Origin of the sequence: Nannocystis pusilla, assembly GCF_026626665.1 — a bacterium.
GTDB classification, from domain to species: Bacteria; Myxococcota_A; Polyangia; order Nannocystales; family Nannocystaceae; genus Nannocystis; species Nannocystis pusilla.
In genome coordinates this window covers 100628-118934 of record NZ_JAPNKE010000002.1, presented here as the reverse complement: position 1 = coordinate 118934, position 18307 = coordinate 100628, and the positions used below count along the sequence as shown (strand labels likewise).

Below are 18307 nucleotides of genomic sequence, written 5' to 3'. Positions count from 1 at the left end.
GCGAGCTGGACCGGCGCTTCGCGGGCGACGACCGGCCCGTCGACCTCAGCGGCGTGTCTTCGCGGGCGCTGACGTCGGCGCTGCTGCGGCGGATGGTCTCGGTCCACGGCTCGAACGACCTCGTCAACCTGCCCGAATGTGGCGACGCGCTGCCGCCGCGGCTCGGGGTGCTGCTGGGCAACCTCGACCTCGAGGCGCGCCAGGCCGCCGATTACCTGCGGGAGCTGCGGGCCGACGAGGAGGGCGTGGCCATCCTGTTCGACCGCGCCGAGCTCGGCGAGGTCGAAGGCGGCCGCTACCGCCTGCGCACGAAGCCGCTGCGCGAGCACTTCGACCTGTGCGACCACCGCTTCGCCCGCGAGCCGTGCCTGCCCGGCGCGCGCGGCTCGGGCTTCCTGGTCGCGCGGTTCCCCCAGCGCCGGCGCAGCCGCTGGCTGGTGACCGCCTCGCACTGCGTCGACCCGGCGCAGCTCGCCAACACCGTCGTCACCTTCGCCTTCGACCTCGAGGCGGTGCAGGACGACGCGGTGTGGATCCCCGTCGACGAGGTCTACGAGCTGCGGGCCGAGCTCGTGCGCTGCGCCGACGACGACCCGGCCGACTGGGCGATCTTCGAACTCGACCGCGAGGTCGTGGGGCGCACGATCCGCCCGCTGGCGACCGAGCCGGTCGCCGCCCGGCGCCCCGTCCACATCGCCGGCCACCCGCTGGGCCTGCCGCGCAAGCTGGCCGGCAACGCGGTGGTGCGCGACACCGCGGCCGCCGATCACTTCAAGGCCAACCTCGACGCCTACGGCGGCAACTCCGGCTCGCCGATCTTCGACTCCGAGACCCACGCGATCGTCGGCCTGCTGGTGTCGGGTCAGGAGGACCTGATGCCCTCGCTCGGCTGCAAGCTCGATCAATGCATGCTCGACCAGTGCCCCGGCGAGACCTGCACGCGCGTGGCCCTGTTCGCCGATTATATTCCGTACCCCGAATCGTAAGGAGGGACTATCCGTGTTGTTGTATCTGCTCACCGACTTCGCCCGCGACGTCTCCGGCGTCCGCGACCGCTTCGCCAACGACCCCGCCGCGGTGCTCGACGACTACAACGTCAAGCCCGCCGACTATGAGGCCCTGCTGGGGCTGCCCGACGGCATCGTCACCCTGCTGCCCGTCGGGGTCGTCGACGCCATTCGTGCGATCAAGGACGTCCCGCCGCCGGCCCTCATGTGGCCGGGGCCGACCCTGTCGATCCGCAGCGTCAAGCCCGACATCGTCGGCACGGGCGCGCCGGTCACTCTGGCGATCACGATCGAGATCGATCCGCCCGACGAGTTCTCCGGCGGCCCGGCGTTCGCGGTCGAGGTGTATTTCCGCTGCGAGCGCATGGTCGTCCGCGGCGCCCCGGTGCTGCCGATCCCGGTGCCCAAGCCGCCGGTCGACGTGGTCACCTTCGAATGCGTCGCCAACTTCGAGCTGCCCGGCGAGTACCAGGTCGACGTCGCGGTCACTCGCCTGCGGCCGCGGCCGTTCCGCAAGGTCGCCCGCTACTTCGGCACCCTCAAGGTCCGCGAGGCCTGAGCGTGCCGCCCGCCCCGCAAGAGGTCCTCGCCGCCGTCGCGCCGCACGTCCCCGCCGCCCTGGTCGACCCGGCCCGCCTGCGGACGATCGCCGGCTGGTCGCGGCGGCTGCCGCCGGCCTTCAACTGGCTCGGGTTCGAGTGCCGGCTGACCGCGGACGACCCGCGCGTCGACTTCGCCGGCTGCTGCGAGGCGTGGGACGGCGGCCGCGAGCAGCTGCTCGCCGCACTCGCCCGCGACCCCGAGCTGTGCGGCCCCGGGCCGGCGGCGCTGGTGCGCGCGTGGCCGAACGAGCCTGTCCTCAAGGACAGCCCGTCGGTCTGGCTCGAGTTCGACTTCGTCGGCGACGGCCCGCCGGCTGCGTTCGCGTTCCTGTGCCTCGACCCGGCCTGCGCCAACACCTTCCGCGCCCACCGCGGGGCCGAGCGGCCGCCGCTCGCCGGCCTAGTCGCCGCCGCCGAGCGCGGCGCGACATTGCTGTTGGGACATGCCCCTTCGGCCATGTCCATCGAATCGCTGCGGCGCGCCGCCGAGGCCCTGCCCGCATCCGGCCGGGCGCTGCACGTCGCCGCCACCCCGCACCGCGGCGGCGACGACCTGCGGGTCCACTACGCCCTGCTGGCCCGCGACGTGCCCGCCTGGCTGCGCCGGATCGGCTGGCCCGGCGACCTTTCGACCGCCGAGCGGGCCCTCGCGGCGATCGGCGACGAGTTCCGCCAGGTCGGGGTCCAGCTCACCACCGGCGAGGCGCTGCGCCCGGTCCTCGGCCTCGAGGCCTACGTCGCCCGCGGCCCCGCCGACTTCCCGGCCTGGCAGCAGACGTTCACCGCCCTGGCCGCCGACGGCGCCTGCGACCCCGCGAAGGCGCAGGCGCTGCTCGGCGACTGGTGGGGCCACGCCACGGTGGCGCTGCCCGGCGCGCCGTGGCGGGTCGCGGTCCACCGCCAGTTCTACGTCAAGCTGACGATCGCCGGCGACCGCCTGCAGGCCAAGGCGTACCTGGCGATCTTCCCCCGCTACACGCTGCTGTGATTCGGCGGCGTGTTCGTGGTATCGGAGCGGGGTGACGATCGACGTCGTGCACGCCACCAGCGCCGCGCAGATCGAGCAGGCCCGCGCGCTGTTCCGCGAGTACCAGGCCTCGCTCGCCGTCGACCTGTGCTTCCAGGGCTTCGCCGACGAGCTTATGCGCCTGCCCGGCGCCTACGCCCCGCCCTCGGGTCGGCTCCTGCTCTGCACCGTCGACGCGGTCCCGCAGGGCTGCGTCGCCCTGCAGGCGCTCGGCGCCGCGGACTGTGAGATGAAGCGCCTGTACGTCCGCTCGGAGCAGCGCGGCCTCGGCCTCGGCCAGCGGCTGCTCGGGCAGGTGCTCGCCGAGGCGCGCGCGCTCGGGTACCGGCGCATGTTCCTCGACACCTTGCCGTCGATGACCCGGGCGATCGCCATGTACGAGGCGCTCGGCTTCCAGGACGTCGCCCCCTATCGCCCCAACCCGGTCCCGGGCGCCCGCTACCTGGCCCTCGCGCTGTAGCGGCGAGCGACTCACCCGCGCTCGGGGCGACGAGCCGATGATCTTCGTCACCACGGCCCGTCCACCGACGGCCCGCGGACGCCGTACGCCGGGCCTCGCCGGCGCGGGCGCGTGAGCGGCATCAACCTCCATCGTTGCCGCGTCTGCGACGTGTCGCATCCTGGAGGTCACCCGGGCGCAATATCTCCGGCGGAGGAGCCTCTGTGAACTACACCACGATCGCGCTGAGCAGCCTGCTATGCACAATCCCGTATCTTCAGGACTTTCATTGCGACGTCGACCCGCAGGACGATCACGACGACGACGACGATGACGACGACGATGACGGCGACGAGCTGTACTGGGCCGAGGGACCGCAGATGGACGTGCCGGGGGACGCCCTCGTCGGCTGGTCCGAGTGCTTCGCCAATCTCTACGGCGAGCACGAGCCCGACCTCTCCACGGAGGTCCTCGGCCAGCAGTGCACCGGGTCCAAGCTCCTCATGGCCTGCCGCCCGGTCGGCGCGGCCGACTTCCAGCTGCTGGCGATGGGCGAGCGCGCCGACGTGCTGTTCGACGTCGGCTCCCAGGTCGACGGCAAGCACGAGGCCAACGGGGTCGCCTGGTACTTCAGCAACAACTTCTCGTGGGGCTTCGCGGCCGCGGGGGACACCGTCAATCGTATCGAGTGCGACGAAGATTTCTTCAATCCGCAGACCAACCCGAGCAGCGGCTGTGTTGGCACACCCTCGGGGACACCATGGACGCCGGCTATCGCTGCGGCGCCGACAAGGGGCTCAACGGGTCGATGGACTTCGAGCGGGTGATCTTCCAGGCCGATTGACGCCGCCCCGCGGGAGTTCGACGCGAGCGAGGGGACGCTCGCCGGTCGCGCCTCGCTGCGCCGCCTCGCTGCCGCTCGCCGGCCGCGCTGGGCCCGCTGCGTGATGGACCGAGTCAGCTGCGCGGCGATGCCGGCGCCGCTCGCTCGACGTTGCCGCGGCGGCGCCCTCCTCCACGTTGCGTGCATGTCCCCACCTCCGCTCCGCAGCCTCCGGTCTCCCGCAGCGCGCCTGGCGATCGTCGCGGCCTCTCTGTCGAGCATGGCGCCCGCGACCGCGACCGCGACCACGCCCATCGCCGACGCCGCGCCGTCCGAGTTCTGCAACCCGGCGCTCGAGCGCCTCTCCGAGGCCGGCGAGGCGCTCGGTTACGCCGTCCAGTTCGACGAGGCCGGCTTCTCCGCGACCCGAGATGCGAGCGAGCTCCGCTGCTACTGTGCCGAGGGCCAGCTGACGATCGCCCTCGCCGAAGACGACGTGAGCGTCAGCGTCGATTTCACGTACGAGAGCTCGATGTTCAGGCTCGAGCTCGCAGCCCTGTTCCCCGAGCTCGGCAGCGTTCGCCACGCGTGGAGCCTCGACGGGACCGCGGGTCCAAGGACCGGCGCCCTCTCCTTCGCGGCCCACACTGCCGACGCCGCTGCGTTCATCGAGGTGGATCTCGCGGGCGCAGTCTCGGCGGTGCACGGCGACGCGGACCTCGTGAATCACCAGTTCGCACCGGTCCTGGCCGGCTCGCCGCTGTGGAAGGACGCGCACGCGTTGACGGCCGCGCTGGCCGACGCAGGAACGCCGGGCCTCGAGGTCGCGACGGCTGTCGTGGTCCCGAGCCCGCGCTGGTGGGGCGTCAAGAAGAGCATCCTCGGGCAGGCGTTCGCCTGCGGAGGCGCGGCGATCACCTGCACCGCCGCCGCCGCCGGGTTCTTGCCCGCTGCCGGCAGCTGCGTGAATTCGGCGGGCGGGTGTGCGCTCGCCGTCGCCTGCTCGCTCGCGAGTTGCCTCGATTGAGGAGATCCAGCGTGCAACCGGCCCCCATCCCCTCGGCTCGCCGTCACCTGCTGGATCGGCCGCAGCGGCTGGGCTTCCTGCCGACGGTGTGGTTCTGGAACGACCCCGAGCGGCAGCGCCTGGTCCTGCCGATCGTGCTGTCGGTGACGCTCCCGTGGACGCTCGTGCTCTTCTACCTCGTGATGCGGTGGCCGATCTCCTTGGCCCTGTTCGTCGTCGTCAACACGCTGGCGCCGTATCTGGGCATGGGGCTGATCGAACGCCACATTCGCCGCGAGCTCCGTCGTCGCCAGCTCGCCGCTGCCGAAGCCCGGGCCGACGACGCCGGCGCTGCCCCTCTCGGCCCGCCGGCGTGAACGCCTCGATCACGACCGCTTCACGCCGGCCGCTCCTTGCGCCCGTCGGCGTGGATGGCGAACCGACCCTCCTCGCGCGCGTGCACCGGCCCGTCGCTGCGCCACGGCCAGCCGCCGAAGCGGGTCCGCTGATAGTCGCCGAAGGCCTTTTGGATCTCCGCCTGCGAGTTCATCACGAACGGCCCGTACGCGGCCACCGGCTCGCCGATCGGTCGGCCCTGCAGCAGCAGCAATTCGCTCGCGGCCTCGCCGTTCACCAGCTCGACCGCGAGCTCCGGTCGCAGTTGAATGCGATGACTGACCTTCACCGCCAGGCCGCCCGCGCGCAGCTCCTCGCCGCGGAAGAAATACAGCGCGCGGAGCGTCCCCGGCAGCGCCGCGGGCAGCGTCCAGCGGGCCCCGGGCGCGAGTTTGATGGTGGCGATCGCCACGTCCGTGTCGGGCCGCGCGGCCCACGAGTTCGGCGGCGGCGCGGGCGGCTTCGCCTCCGCGAATTGGCCGGCGACCACCGTCACCTCCGTGCGCCTCCCGTCGCCATCGACGGCCACGTGCGTCGGGATCGTCTCGCGCCACAGCATCGAGAAGTGCGGCGGCGCCAGCTTGTTCGCGCGCGGCAGGTTGAGCCAGATCTGGAACAGCTCGGCCGGGTTCGGCCCCTCGCGGTCGAGCAGCGGGAACATCTCCGAATGCACGATGCCTGCCCCGGCCGTCAGCCATTGCACGTCGCCGCCGCCGAACCGGGCCGCCGCGCCGAGCGAATCGCTGTGATCGATGAGACCGCTGCGCACGATCGTCACCGTCTCGAAGCCGCGGTGCGGGTGGGCCGGGAATCCGGGCACCACGTCGCCGTGGTACATGCGCCAGCCGTCGATGCCGGCGAAGTCGTGGCCGATGTCGCGGCCCGCGAGCGACGCCGCCGGCCCGAGCGCCTCGTTGCCGGCCGGGTACGCGTCGTCGTGGTGGACGCAGAAGAGGAACGGGTCGAGCGTCGGCCACGGCGGCGGGCCGAGCGGGATCACGCCCAGCACCGCGTCGTCGGTCGAGGAGGAGGTCGGGTCTTGCTCGCGCATCACGCTCGAGTATGCAGCCGGAGCGCGCGCGTAAGCCAGGACAGTGCAACGCGCTGTTGTCCGTTCGGCAACAGTGGCCTGCAGCGGCCCGTACAGCCGTCCGCACGCGCTTGCGAGCGCGGCCGCCCGGGCCCGCGCCCGCCGCTCTCGCGCGCCGCGCGCGACGCTTGTGACGGGCTCGGGCGCCGCGTACTGTGCCCGCATGCACTCCCTTATCACGCGCGGAATCCCGTTCTGCCGCCTCGCCGGCGCGGTGCTGGGGCTGCTCGCGGCCTGCGGCGACGACGGTCGCGACAGCGCCAGCGCCACCGCCGGCATCACCAGCGTCCCCGGGCCGACCACCGCGCCGCCGGCCACGACGACCACCGGCGACGCGACCACCGGCACCAGCGACGACGGCACCGGCACCTCGACGAGCGCGGGGCTCACCACCGGGCCGACCACCACCGACGCGTCGAGCACGAGCACCGGGCCGGCGACGACCACCGGCGCGGCGAAGTTCGACCTCGGGGCGATGCCCGACGTCGGCATGACCGAGTGCGTGGATTGTGCCTTGACGATCGATTCGCAGCAGTCGGGCACTCTGGCGATCCTCAATCAGAACACCTTCGCCACCGCCGAGCTGCAGGGCGAGATCGTCTACGCCCTGGGCAACGCCGGCCCCGGCCGCTTCATCGCCACCGCCGACAGCAGCCTCCCGTTCAACGAGCAGTCCGACTGCCCGATCCGCGAGTGGCTGGCCGGCAGCCCCGACCCGAACCCGAAGCTGTTCTGGTGGGGCTGGGGCGACTCCGACGGTCCCGCCAACTGGAACTACCCCGGCGATTCGTCGGGCATCCACCTGCCGCCGCAGTACGTCGGCAACCCGGCCCAGCTCGCGGCCGACTACGACATCGTGATGTACCTCGAGGGCTCGGGCCAGTTCGACGGCGGCGATCAGCCGACCGACGAAGAGATGCAGACGCTGCTCGAGTACGTCACCGTCCACGGCGGCGGCGCGTACATCAGCTCGGAGTTCGCGGGGTATCTCAAGCCGGCCGACTACGCCAGCGTCAACCGCGTGCTGATGCCGCTGGGGGTCGAGGCGCTCGAGGTGAACCTCAACTGGGGCGACGTGAACGGACAGATCGAGTTCACCTGCTTCCCGGCGCCGGTCGGCTGAGTTCGCTTCGGGGGACGCGCGGCGCTCACGTCCGAAAGCTCGCGGCATGGGCCTTGGAGCCCGCCGCGCCGCGGTGCTAGACTCCAGGTCTCAGAGGCCTCGGTGACCGATCCCAAAGACCGCCCCCCCGCCGAAGCAGTCATGCCCCCGATGATGGACGCCGTCGCCACGCTCCTGCGCGGCGTCGGCGAGAGCCCGGCCCGCGACGGCCTCGAGCGCACGCCCGAGCGCGTCGCCAAGGCGCTGCGGTTCCTCACCAGCGGCTACGACCAGTCGCTCGAGACCATCCTGAACGGGGCGATCTTCGACGTCGGCCACGACGAGATGGTGCTCGTCCGCGACATCGACATGTTCAGCCTGTGCGAGCACCACATGCTGCCGTTCATCGGCCGCGCGCACATCGGCTACATCCCCGACCGCAAGGTCGTCGGCCTGTCGAAGCTCGCGCGCGTGGTCGAGATGTTCGCCCGCCGCCTGCAGGTCCAGGAGCGGCTGACGCGGCAGATCGCCGAGGCCGTCCAGGAGGTGCTGCAGCCGCACGGCGTCGGCGTCGTCATCGAGGCCAGCCACATGTGCATGATCATGCGCGGGGTGCAGAAGCCCAACTCGTGGACGGTGACCTCGTCGATGGTGGGCGTGTTCCAGGACAACCTGAACACGCGCCAGGAGTTCCTCAACCTCATCCGCCACAAGGTGATGTTCTAGCGGGCCGCAGCCGCGAAGGGGCCGCCGATGGAGATCTACCGCGTCTATCACTTCGAGGCGGCGCACCGCCTGCCCGCGGTCCCGCCCGGCCACAAGTGCGCCCGCCTGCACGGCCACTCGTACGCGATCGACGTGCGCGTGCGCGGGCCGGTCGGCGCCGACACCGGCTGGATCATGGACCTCGGCGACCTCGACGTCGCCTGGGAGCCGCTGCACCGCCTGCTCGACCACCACTACCTCAACGAGGTCGAGGGCCTGGAGAACCCGACCAGCGAGCTGCTCGCGCGGTGGATCTGGCGCCGCCTGAAGCCGTCGTTGCCGCTCCTGTGCGAGGTCGGCGTGCGCGAGACCTGCACCTGCGGCTGCATCTACCGCGGCGAGGACGAGGACGACCGCCCGCCGGCGGCCTGAGGCCTGCGATGACCGCGAGCACCGACCCCGCGCCCCTGCCGATCACGATCGAGCTGTCCAAGGAGGCGATGAAGTTCTCCGCGGGGCACTTCACGATCTTCTCGGCCGACCGGCGCGAGCGGCTGCACGGCCACAACTTCGCGGTCCAGGTCAGCATCACCGGCGAGCCCGACGCCAACGGGATGATGGGCGACTACGCCGAGTTCAAGCGCATCGTGACGCGCCTGTGCGACAGCCTCGACGAGTGGGTGCTGCTGCCGGGCCGCTCGCCGCACCTGAAGCTGCGCGAGGAGGGCGAATACGTGTACGCCGAGTTCGCCGGTCAGGCGATCCCGTTCTTGCGCAGCGACGTGCAGGTGCTGCCGATCCGCAACATCACGGTCGAGGAGCTGGCGCGCTACCTCGTCGGCCGCCTGGTCGACGAGGGCAAGGTCCTCGCGGTCGCGCCGATCCACGCGCTCATGGTCAAGGTCTCGTCGGGCCCGGGCCAGCTCGGCGCCGCGAGCTGGCGGAGGGGCGCATGAGCCCCGCCGCCGACACCGTGGTGCTCACGGGCGGCAGCGCCGGCATCGGTCAGGCGATCGCGGCGCGCTCGCGCGCCGACGGCCGGCGCGTCATCAACCTGTCCCGTCGGCCATGTCCCGTCGAAGGGGTGGAGAACCTGGCGGTCGACCTCGGCGAGGCCGCGGCCGTGGCCGACGCGATCGCGCGCGTGCGCGACCTCGTCGGCGCGCGCGGCCGCGTCCACCTGATCCACAACGCCGCCTTCCCGATCGCCGACGCGGTCACCGACTTCGACGCCCGCGCCTGCGAGCAGGCCATGCGGATCAACGTGGTCACCCCGGCCGAGCTGACCGCGGGCCTGCTGCCGCTGATGGCGCCCGGCTCGTCGGTGATCTTCATCGGCTCGACGCTGTCGGAGAAGGGCGTGCCCGGCCGCCTCACCTACTGCGCCAGCAAGCACGCGCTGGTCGGCCTGCTACGGGCCACCGTGCAGGACCTGTTCGGCGCCGGCATCCACGCGGTGTGCGTGTGCCCGGGCTTCGTCGACACCCCGCTGCTCGACCCGCTGCGCGCGCTCGGCCCCGAAGTGATGCAGCGGGTGCTCGGCATGATCTCGTACGGCCGCCTGCTGAGCCCCGAGGAGGTCGCCGACATCGTCGCGTTCTGCGTCGAGCGGCCCTCGCTCAACGGCGCGGTCATCCACGCCAACCTCGGCCAGCGCGAGAGCTGAGGCTCAGGCGCCGAACACCGGGCGGAAGATCATCGCGGCGAGGATCCCGAGGATCAGCGCCGCGAATACGATCACGTGCCCGCGCCCGGCCCCGCGCTCGGCCGCGGTCACGACGACGACATGGGCCGCCAGCGAGAGGCCGAGGCCGAGCAAGATCCACAGCTCGGTCAACGGGATCGCCGACAGCGTCGCCAGGGCGAACCCGCCGCACCAGGCGATGAACAGCCCCGTCGAGGCGATCTGATGCGTCGCCCGGCGCCGCTCCTCGCGGGTCTTCGCCAGCAGCGAGGCGCCCGAACCGGCGATGAACAGCATCACACCGGCGAACTTCGCCAAGAGCACGAGATGAACGGCAGGCGTCTCCACCCGGCGAGGATAACCGAGCACCTCCCGGCGGCGCGCCCGCGACGACGCTTCGCAGCACTATGATCATTCGGCGCCGCGCTCGCCCCGCCGTTTTTTTTTACAGGAGGGGTGCGGTCGACTTGCGACCCTGCGTCGCAGGTCGTGTGCTCGCGTCTTCGCAGGATTGCGCGCGCCGTGGCACTGCGTCGCGGGGACGCTTGATTGTTCGCGGCGTCGGAGTCGTGCGAGACATCGACGGCCTCGTCACGACGCGGGGTCGCGGACAGTTCGCATTTGTCGAGAGTTGCGACGCCCCAGCGGCACCGAGGACGGATCCCGAGGTCCCGACACGCCGCAGTTCAGCCTGGTCGTGTACGATCCGATGGGCCGGATGTGTGGACCGAGAGCGCGCAGGGAGCTGCCCTCCGTCGCGCTGTCGCTGCGAGCTCGCAGCCGGTCGCATGACGCTGCGGGCTGCGGGCACGCGGTCGGGTCGCCATGGGTTACACTGCGCTCGTGCGCGCCGGCGCCAGACCGCTCGAGGGCGTCCCCTCGGTGTATCACCAGACCACCCGCGGCCAATGGCTCGTGTTCGTCGGCGTCGTCCTGGCGATGGTCTACGGCCCGACCCACGCGACCGTGCAGGAGCTCCAGGCCCGCGGGCTCGCCGTCGAGAGCTGGCAGATGTTCGCCGTCGCTCTGGCCGGGGCCGCGGTGTACGTCGCCTCTGCCTGGCCGCTGTGGTGGGTGTTCGACGCCCTGCCGCTCACGCCCGGGCTGCGGGCGCGTCACGGCCTGCTGCGCGTGCTGCTGTGCGCCGACTACGTCGCGGTCGACGCCGTCGTCACCCTCGTGTTCCTCTTGCTCGCGGTCGCGCTGCTCGGCGCCGACCCGGGCGTGATCGCGGCGCAGATGCGGCCCGGCGAGGTCGTCATGCGCGGCACGGCCGGCTTCGTCGTCCTGACCCTCGCCCACGCGGTGCTGCAGCGGGCTCACGAGCGGGTCGAGCGCGAGGTCCTCGCGCGCTCGCTGGCGCGGGCCAACCTGCGCGCCCTGTCGCTCGAGCTGCGCCCGCACTTCCTGTTCAACGCCCTCAACGGGATCGCCGCGCTCGTCCGCGACGACCCGCGGCGCGCCGAGCGGATGCTCGTCGGCCTCGGCGACCTGCTGCGCCTGACGCAGCAGGCCGGCCCGGAGGGTCAGGTGCCGCTGCGCCGCGAGCTCGAGCAGGTCGACCTCTACCTCGAGCTGCAGGCGATGCGCTTCGGCCCGCGGCTGACCGTCGTCCGCGACGTCGATCCGGCTGTCCTCGGCGCGCGGGTGCCGGGCATGCTCCTGCAGCCGCTCGTCGAGAACGCCCTCGCCCACGGGATCGGCCCGCGACCGGGGCCGGGGCGGCTCAGCCTCGGCGCCCGCCGCGAGGGCGAGACTCTGGTGCTGCGCGTCCACGACGACGGCGTCGGCCTCGAGCCCGGGCGCCGCGAACGGACCGGCGTCGGCACCACGCGCGCGCGGCTGACGGCGATGTTCGGCGAGGCGGCCCGCTTCACGCTCGCCCCGGCCGACGGCGGCGGCACTGCGGCCGAGCTGCGGCTCCCCTTCCAGCCCTGGCAGGCGGCATGACGGCGCTGCGGGTCGTGATCGCCGACGACGAGCCGCTGGCGCGCAGCCGGCTGCGGGCGCTGCTCGCCGATCACGCCGACGTGGTGATCGCGGCCGAGGCCGAGGACGCCGACGCTGCGCTGCAAGCCATCCGCAGCGAGCGGCCCGACCTCGTCCTGCTCGACGTCGAGATGCCGGGCCTCGGCGGCGTGGCGCTGGCGCGGCGGCTCCACATGACCCCCGCGCCGCTGATCGTGTTCGTCACTGCGTACGCCGACCACGCCGTCGACGCATTCAGAAACCGGCGCCATCGATTATCTTTTAAAACCGTTCGACGAGGCTCGTCTGGCGACCGCGCTCACTCGCGTGCGGGCGGCGCTGGCGGCCCGGCGCGCGCTCGCGGGTGAGGCCGTGACGACCTGGCTCGAGCGCGTCGCGGTCACTCTCGGCAAGCGGACGATCTTCGTCGCCACGGCCAGCATCGACTGGCTGGCGGCCAGCGCCAACTACGTCGAGCTGCACGTCGGCGCGGAGGTCCACCTGCTGCGCACGACCCTGAGCGCCCTCGAGGCCCAGCTCGACCCGCGCGTGTTCGTCCGGATCCACCGCTCCTACGCGGTCCGCCTCGACGCGGTCAAGGAGCTGCGCAGCGTCGGCGCCGGCGAGTACCGGGCGATCCTCGCCGTCGGCGTCGAGCTGCCGGTGAGCCAGCGCTACCGCGACCGCCTGCCGTGAGAGTGAGCTGCTGCGCAGCGTCGGGCGCTCTTCGTCGGCGGCGTCGAGCTGCCGGTCCGCCAGCGCTGCCGCGATCGTTCGCCGTGGACCGCGCCCGTCCCACGAGCGACCGCGTTCGTCCCCCGAACGCCGGCCTTCGTCCCGCGCGGGCCGGCGCGTCGCGGTCCGTCGCCTAACCTCGCCGCACACGAGGTCCGGCGATGACGCAGAGAGCGACGAAGCAATGGATGAGAATCGGCGCAGCCCTGTCCCTGGCGGCGTGTTCGACCAGCGACGAGTCGATCGTCGAGACCGACGTCGGTCGCGTGCGCGGCACGCTGACCGACGAGGTCCGCCTGTTCCAAGGCATCCCCTACGGCGAGCCCCCGGTCGGCGCGCTGCGCTGGCAGGCCCCGCGTCCCGCGAGCGCGTGGACCGAGCTGCGCGACGCCACGCGCCCGGGCAACCGCTGCCCGCAGGTCGGCACCGCCTACGTCGACATCGCCAGCGACACCGAGGATTGTCTGTACCTCAATGTCACCACCCCGCGCGGACCCGGCGCGTCGCGGCCGGTGATGGTGTGGATCCACGGCGACGGCGCGATCGGGGCCGGCGACCTGTTCGACGCCCGCAGGCTGGCCAGCGAGGGCGACGTCGTGGTCGTGACGATCAACTTCCGCCTCGGCGTGTTCGGCAACTTCGTCTACCCCGGCCTCGACGGCTCGGGCACCTTCGGCCTGCAGGACCAGCAGCTCGCGCTGAAGTGGGTCCAGCGCAACGCCGCGGCGTTCGGCGGCGACCCCGACAACGTCACCCTGTTCGGCGTGTCGTACGGCGCGACCGCGACGACCGCCCATCTGACCTCGCCGAGCGCCGACGGGCTGTTCCACCGCGTCATCCTGCACAGCGGCGAGGCGCTGATGGACATCGTCCCCGGCGGCATGGGCCCGGACGTGCCGGCCGACCCCTACATCTTGTGGGCCACGCGGGACGAGCAGGAGCCGCTCGGCCTCCACGTCGCAGGCCAGCTCGGCTGCGGCGACCCGGCGACGGCGCTGGCGTGCCTGCGCGAGCTTCCGGTCGCGCAGATCCTCGCGGTCCCCGCGGTCATGCACATGTTCCAGCCCTACGTGCCCGGCGACGCGATCCTGCCCGAGAACCCGGGCGAGGCGCTGCGCGCCGGCCGGTTCCGCGCGGTGCCGGTGCTCGCCGGTCACACCCGCGACGAGCACCGCCTGTTCGTCGGCCTGTTCCACGACCTCGCCGGCGCGCCGATCACCGCCGAGCAATACCCCGACCTGCTGGCCAAGGCCTTCGGCGATCAGGCCGAGGCCGTCGCGGCCGCCTACCCGCTGGCAAACTACGCCTCGGCGGCCGAGGCCTGGGCGCAATTGCTGACCGATCGCCTGTGGGCCCGCACGACCTCCGAGCAGAACGCGATCTTCGCCGAGCGCGCCCCGGTCTACTTCTTCGAGTTCGCCGAGGCGAGCGAGCACGACCTCCCGTTTGCGCCCGAGCTGCGCGCCGGAGCGCTGCACGCCGACGACACCGAGTACCTGTTCGGCGACGGCTCGACCTTGACGCCGGCGCGGCTGCGCCTGTCGGAGCAGATGATCCGTTACTGGTCGAACTTCGCCCGCACCGGCGATCCGAACGGCGAGCAGCTCCCGACCTGGGATCGCTTCACCGCGGCGACCCCGAACGTGCTGGCGCTGGCGGCCGGCAAGGGCAACATCCAGCCCGTCGATCATCGGACCGAGCACCAGCTCGAGTTCTGGGCGACGCAGCCTTGACCTACGCGCATCGCCGAACGCGCGTTCGGCGATGCGCGCATTCGCAATCGACCAGGTTGGCCAATCAAGACAGGCTCTCGTCGTCGCCAAGGACACCCACGAACCCGGCGAATGCGAGGATCCGCCGCCGCTCCCACTCCCGCAACTGGGAGCGCTCTACGTCACCCGCAACCACACTGCCCTCGGGGGCGTGGCGAATGCAATGACTCGGCCCGACCGATGGCGTCCGCGCGAATCACAAGCCCGCCCCGATTCACCGGCGGTCGCGGGCATCCTCGCCCGCGACCGCTCTCGTCTTCGTGGCGCGGCGAATGCAATGACTCGGCCCGACCGATGGCTTCCGCGCGAATCACAAGCCCGCCCCGATTCACCGGCGGTCGCGGGCATCCTCGCCCGCGACCGCGCTCGTCTTCGTGGCGCGGCTCGACCTCAGAACTTCAGCGTCGCCACCGCCCCGATCTGCGCCTTGCTCACCTTCTTGAAGGTCGAGCGCATCAGCTCGCCGGCCGCGCAATTCGCCAGCGTCGGGTTGCCCGCGTCGTCCTGCGGCGCTGCGGTCAGCACCTTGCCGTCGGGGCCCGCGATCGACAGCTTGATCGTCACCTTCTCGCCGCCGCGCGCGTGCGTGCGGCAGCGGTCCAGCGCCGCGGCCTTGGCCGCGCGGGTGCCGTCGGCGATGTCGGCCGGCTCGAGCTTCTCGGGCAAGCTGTCCGCAGAGACAGACGCCGGCGGCGGCTCGACCTTCGGCGCCGTCGCCGGCTTGGTCTTGCACTTCTCGGGCGAGAGCAGGCACTCGACGCTGTCGTTCGCCGGCCCGGACGGGGCCGCCGGCGTCACCACCTTGATCGGCGCCGGCTTGTCCGCGCCCGGCGTCGCCGGCTTGATGACCGGCTTGCGCGGGCGCTTGCTCGGCCCGGGCTCGGCGGGCTCGGCGGGCTCGGCGGGTAGGGCCGCGGCGACCGTCGCCGCGGGCACGGCCGGCTCCGCCTCCGCTTCGGGCTCCGCCTCCGCCGCCGACGCCGACGCCACCACCATCGGCGCCTGCGAGATGTGGCGCTCGATGATCACCGGCGCCGGCGTCGGCGGGCGCGTCACCAGGAAGCCCGCGAGTCCCATCATTCCCAGGGCCACCACGCCCAGCATCAGGTACAGCGGCATCGGCGGCGGCGCCGACGTCGCCCGGCCGCGCACCGGCGTCGGCGGGATCACCAGCGGCGCGGTCGTCAGCTCGCTGAAGCGGGGCGCTCGCGCCTGCGGGCGCTCCGCCTGCATCACGCCGCCGAGCGCGCGCACATCGATGAGGCCCGAGCCGTCGGTCGGCTCCGGCGCCGACGACGGGCGCTTCGCCACCGCCAGCGGCGCGGGCGCATCGGCGACGGTACCGACCTCGAGCGCGCGCAGGCTGGCGAGCGAGAACAACACCGAGTTTTCATCGCGGGCGCCCGTCATGCGGCCCGCGCCTCGAACCTCCCGGCCGGCGATCGACTCGCCGCACCGGCTGCACCGCGGGGTCGAGGACGCGCCCGCGGCGGACAAGATCAGGGCACCATGGTGATCGCATACGAGGTTCATGACGGCGTACCTTCCATTCGCCGCAACTCGCCGCGACGGACAGGATCGAAGGACCGCCGTCGCTGGAGCTGCGCCGAGGAAATGAGGCTGCTCTCCCCGAACGAGCCCGCGGCGCGATCGATCTACGCCGCGAGGTCGACCGCCCCCGCCGTCACCGGGGCGCCCACTGGAGCACCACGAATTCCCCGTCGTCCGGGCGCTCGTCGCCGCGGTGGCGCCCGACGCTGAACGGGAAGTTGTTGTCGTTGGCGACCAGCACCCGCTCCGCGGGCAGCAGCACCAGGCTCTCGATGGTGACGAACGGCATGGCGAAGCGACCCTCGCCCACACCGACGTCCCCCGCGACCGCCGGCGCGAGCCCGTGCGGGTCGGCGATCGCCAGCAGATCGATCTGCGTCACCACCTCCGCCGTCGCGCCTGGAGCGCCGAGCGTGAGCACGCGGATCGCCTTGTAACCGCCGAGCTCGCCCTCGCTGTCGTCGCGCTCGATCACGAACCCGCGCCCCTCGGCGTCGAGCTGGAAGTCGGCCGCCGCCGTCGCGCGCGGCTCCAGGCGATGGACCCAGCGCCGACCGGTATATGTCCTTTGCGACAGGTCGAACTCGTGGACCCACACCTCGCCCGCCGGCGCACCCGCGACCGGCTTCTCGAGCATCGGCAGCAGCGCCGGCGGCGAGCTGCGCAGCGCCATCCCCTCGAACCCGCCGCTCGTCGCCACCCGCAGCGGCTGCGTCCGCGCGGTCACCCCGTGCGGCCACCAGAGCCCCGCCAGCCACGGGCTCGGCGCCTCGCTCCCGATCGGCAGGTTCACCCCGTCGGCCAGCAGCACCACCGTACCGATCGCCGGCGCAAGGTCTTGCACGTGCCCCAGAGCGCGAAGGTCGAAGCTCTGCACCCACGCCCGCTCGGCCACACCCGCGGCCGCGATCGCCTCGCTGACGCGCGCGGCGAACAGCGCCGCGAAGTCGTCCTCCGGCGTCAACTTGGTCTCGACGCTGAACCGCACCTGCCGCGCGTTCGCGGCCCGTAGCGCCGCCTCCGGGTGGCTCGCGCCCGGCCCCGTCGAATAGTAGTCGGCGTAAGCCGCGACGAAGCGGAGCCACTGCGCCAGCGTCGGCGGCGTGTACGGATCGGCGAGCCCCTCCGCGCCGGCGAACGCGACCGTCACCGGCGACAGCGCGCGCTCATTCGTCTGTTCGGGCCCGCGCACCAGACCGTCGCACACGAACCGCCGCTGCAGCTCCGCGATCATCAGCGCCCGCACCGCGCGCGAAGTCTCGCCGCCGAGCACGTCACGACACTTGCGCGGATCGAGCTGCGGATCGTGCCCCAGCACCGGTACGTCGTCCGCGGTCAGGCCGACATCGGTCTCGAGCGTCGTCACCAGGTGGTCGAGCGCCGCCTCCATCGCCGGCAACGTGTTCTCGGGCCGCAGGTCACGCGCCCCGCGATGTCCTTGCAGGTCGATCACATCGCGCCGCACCAGCCCGTCCGCCCCGACGAGCTCCGGCACCCCGTCCCCGTCCCCGTCGAAGCTGCGCGCCGCCTTCATTAAAAGATCGGGCCGGTCGGAGATGATGCCGTCGACCCCGAGGCGCATCAGCGCGTGCATGCGCGCGACCTCGTTGACGGTCCACACCACCACCGGGAACCCGGCCGCGCGCAGCGACTTCACGTCGAACAGCTCGCGCCCGAGCTCGCCGGGCTCGTCGTCGACGACCATCGCGTGGTGCGGCGACAGCACCGGGGGCCGAGTCGCGCCGCGCTGCCGAGCCCGCCAGTCCAGCGCGTTCATCAGCCGCAGCGCCGCGCCCTCCTCGTTGTTCGGGTTCTGCGGCGCGCGCAGCTCCAGCCCCGGCTGTTCGACGTCCGGCAGGCCGATCGGCGGCTCCAGCACGATCCCATCGGCCGACGTGTGCAGCAAGAACGGCCCGAACTCGTCGCCGAACCACAGCGTCCCGTCGGGCGCGCGCTGCATCGATTCGGGGTCGAAGTCGGCGCCGGTCAGCACCCGCGCCTCGCTGAATTGCTGGACGATCGGGAATCTGACCGCGCGCCCCGGATCGCGCAGCTCGAAGTGCCCGACGATCTCGACCGCACCGCTACCACCATTCGCAGTGCGCGGGTCGAGCCGCAATGTGTAGACCCGCAGGTGGAAGTCGGCCGAGTTCTCGATCTTCCCGTAGCCGTTGTCGGCGAGCGCGAGGTAGGTCCCGTCGCCCACCGCGACCAGCGCCGAGAACCCCTGCACCGGCTGCGACGGAAACGGCGCCTGCTGCCCGTGGATCGGCGACGGACCGAGCCGGGCGCCCGAGGCCGGCCCGGGCGCGAACGTGGCCGCCGGCAGCACCGCGCGCCCGACCAGCGTCGCCGGCGGGGCCGCGGCCGGCCGCCCGCACGCGCTCGCCAATGCCAGTA

20 protein-coding genes are annotated in these 18307 nt (G+C 72.5%); 16 read left to right on the top strand and 4 right to left on the bottom strand.

Going from position 1 to position 18307, the window contains the following annotated elements; all coding sequences use genetic code 11:
- Positions 1 to 53 precede the first annotated feature (53 nt).
- The 7 genes from OV079_RS00815 to OV079_RS00785 all read left to right on the top strand — a co-directional run bounded on the left by OV079_RS00815 (position 54) and on the right by OV079_RS00785 (position 5281).
- On the top strand, positions 54 to 986 hold the full coding sequence (locus OV079_RS00815; RefSeq protein WP_267765664.1) for a trypsin-like serine peptidase: 933 nt from the start codon (positions 54 to 56) through the stop codon (positions 984 to 986).
- Positions 987 to 999: 13 nt separating this feature from the next.
- A complete protein-coding gene (locus OV079_RS00810) occupies positions 1000 to 1566 on the top strand; it encodes a hypothetical protein (protein WP_267765662.1) in 567 nt (188 codons plus the stop codon).
- Positions 1567 to 1568: 2 nt separating this feature from the next.
- Positions 1569 to 2597 (top strand): hypothetical protein, encoded by a 1029-nt coding sequence (locus OV079_RS00805; protein ID WP_267765661.1) that lies wholly within the window; start codon positions 1569 to 1571, stop codon positions 2595 to 2597.
- A 31-nt stretch (positions 2598 to 2628) separates the two neighbouring features.
- Positions 2629 to 3096: a GNAT family N-acetyltransferase gene (locus OV079_RS00800; RefSeq protein ID WP_267765660.1), complete on the top strand. Its 468-nt coding sequence runs from the start codon at positions 2629 to 2631 to the stop codon at positions 3094 to 3096.
- A 203-nt stretch (positions 3097 to 3299) separates the two neighbouring features.
- Positions 3300 to 3902, top strand: coding sequence for a hypothetical protein (locus OV079_RS00795; RefSeq protein WP_267765659.1), 603 nt, complete (start codon positions 3300 to 3302; stop codon positions 3900 to 3902).
- 276 nt (positions 3903 to 4178) lie between these two features.
- Positions 4179 to 4925, top strand: coding sequence for a hypothetical protein (locus OV079_RS00790; RefSeq protein WP_267765658.1), 747 nt, complete (start codon positions 4179 to 4181; stop codon positions 4923 to 4925).
- Between the two features lie 11 nt (positions 4926 to 4936).
- Positions 4937 to 5281, top strand: coding sequence for a hypothetical protein (locus OV079_RS00785; protein WP_267765657.1), 345 nt, complete (start codon positions 4937 to 4939; stop codon positions 5279 to 5281).
- Between the two features lie 20 nt (positions 5282 to 5301).
- On the opposite strand, the gene OV079_RS00780 is transcribed toward OV079_RS00785, so the two are convergent.
- Complete coding sequence (locus tag OV079_RS00780; RefSeq protein WP_267765656.1) at positions 5302 to 6351, bottom strand: pirin family protein; 1050 nt, start codon at positions 6349 to 6351, stop codon at positions 5302 to 5304.
- 202 nt (positions 6352 to 6553) lie between these two features.
- Between OV079_RS00780 and OV079_RS00775 the strand changes: the two genes are divergently transcribed.
- The 5 genes from OV079_RS00775 (at position 6554) to OV079_RS00755 (ending at position 9863) form a co-directional block, all read left to right on the top strand.
- Positions 6554 to 7513, top strand: coding sequence for a hypothetical protein (locus tag OV079_RS00775; protein WP_267765655.1), 960 nt, complete (start codon positions 6554 to 6556; stop codon positions 7511 to 7513).
- A gap of 141 nt (positions 7514 to 7654) precedes the next feature.
- Positions 7655 to 8218 carry a GTP cyclohydrolase I FolE gene (folE, locus tag OV079_RS00770; RefSeq protein WP_420829487.1) on the top strand — a complete coding sequence of 188 codons (564 nt, stop codon included), beginning with the start codon at positions 7655 to 7657 and terminating at the stop codon, positions 8216 to 8218.
- A gap of 27 nt (positions 8219 to 8245) precedes the next feature.
- A complete protein-coding gene (gene queD / locus OV079_RS00765; RefSeq protein WP_267765654.1) occupies positions 8246 to 8629 on the top strand; it encodes a 6-carboxytetrahydropterin synthase QueD in 384 nt (127 codons plus the stop codon).
- 8 nt (positions 8630 to 8637) lie between these two features.
- Complete coding sequence (locus tag OV079_RS00760; protein ID WP_267765653.1) at positions 8638 to 9153, top strand: 6-pyruvoyl trahydropterin synthase family protein; 516 nt, start codon at positions 8638 to 8640, stop codon at positions 9151 to 9153.
- Complete coding sequence (locus OV079_RS00755; protein ID WP_267765652.1) at positions 9150 to 9863, top strand: SDR family NAD(P)-dependent oxidoreductase; 714 nt, start codon at positions 9150 to 9152, stop codon at positions 9861 to 9863. Before OV079_RS00760 ends, OV079_RS00755 begins: the two co-directional genes overlap by 4 nt.
- Before the next feature lie 3 nt (positions 9864 to 9866).
- Here the strand turns inward: OV079_RS00755 and OV079_RS00750 are convergent, their stop codons facing one another.
- Positions 9867 to 10229 (bottom strand): hypothetical protein, encoded by a 363-nt coding sequence (locus OV079_RS00750; protein ID WP_267765651.1) that lies wholly within the window; start codon positions 10227 to 10229, stop codon positions 9867 to 9869.
- Between the two features lie 495 nt (positions 10230 to 10724).
- Here OV079_RS00750 and OV079_RS55455 point away from each other — a divergent pair, with 495 nt between their 5' ends.
- The 4 genes from OV079_RS55455 (at position 10725) to OV079_RS00730 (ending at position 14317) form a co-directional block, all read left to right on the top strand.
- Positions 10725 to 11831, top strand: coding sequence for a sensor histidine kinase (locus OV079_RS55455; protein ID WP_267765649.1), 1107 nt, complete (start codon positions 10725 to 10727; stop codon positions 11829 to 11831).
- Complete coding sequence (locus tag OV079_RS00740; protein ID WP_267765648.1) at positions 11828 to 12217, top strand: LytR/AlgR family response regulator transcription factor; 390 nt, start codon at positions 11828 to 11830, stop codon at positions 12215 to 12217. Before OV079_RS55455 ends, OV079_RS00740 begins: the two co-directional genes overlap by 4 nt.
- A gap of 4 nt (positions 12218 to 12221) precedes the next feature.
- Positions 12222 to 12545: a LytTR family DNA-binding domain-containing protein gene (locus OV079_RS00735; RefSeq protein ID WP_267765646.1), complete on the top strand. Its 324-nt coding sequence runs from the start codon at positions 12222 to 12224 to the stop codon at positions 12543 to 12545.
- A gap of 227 nt (positions 12546 to 12772) precedes the next feature.
- Positions 12773 to 14317, top strand: a complete 1545-nt coding sequence (locus OV079_RS00730) for a carboxylesterase/lipase family protein (RefSeq protein WP_267765645.1) — start codon at positions 12773 to 12775, stop codon at positions 14315 to 14317.
- 429 nt (positions 14318 to 14746) lie between these two features.
- On the opposite strand, the gene OV079_RS00725 is transcribed toward OV079_RS00730, so the two are convergent.
- Positions 14747 to 15739: a hypothetical protein gene (locus OV079_RS00725; protein ID WP_267765644.1), complete on the bottom strand. Its 993-nt coding sequence runs from the start codon at positions 15737 to 15739 to the stop codon at positions 14747 to 14749.
- A 301-nt stretch (positions 15740 to 16040) separates the two neighbouring features.
- Positions 16041 to 18299, bottom strand: a complete 2259-nt coding sequence (locus tag OV079_RS00720; RefSeq protein ID WP_267765643.1) for an esterase-like activity of phytase family protein — start codon at positions 18297 to 18299, stop codon at positions 16041 to 16043.
- Positions 18300 to 18307: the final 8 nt, after the last annotated feature.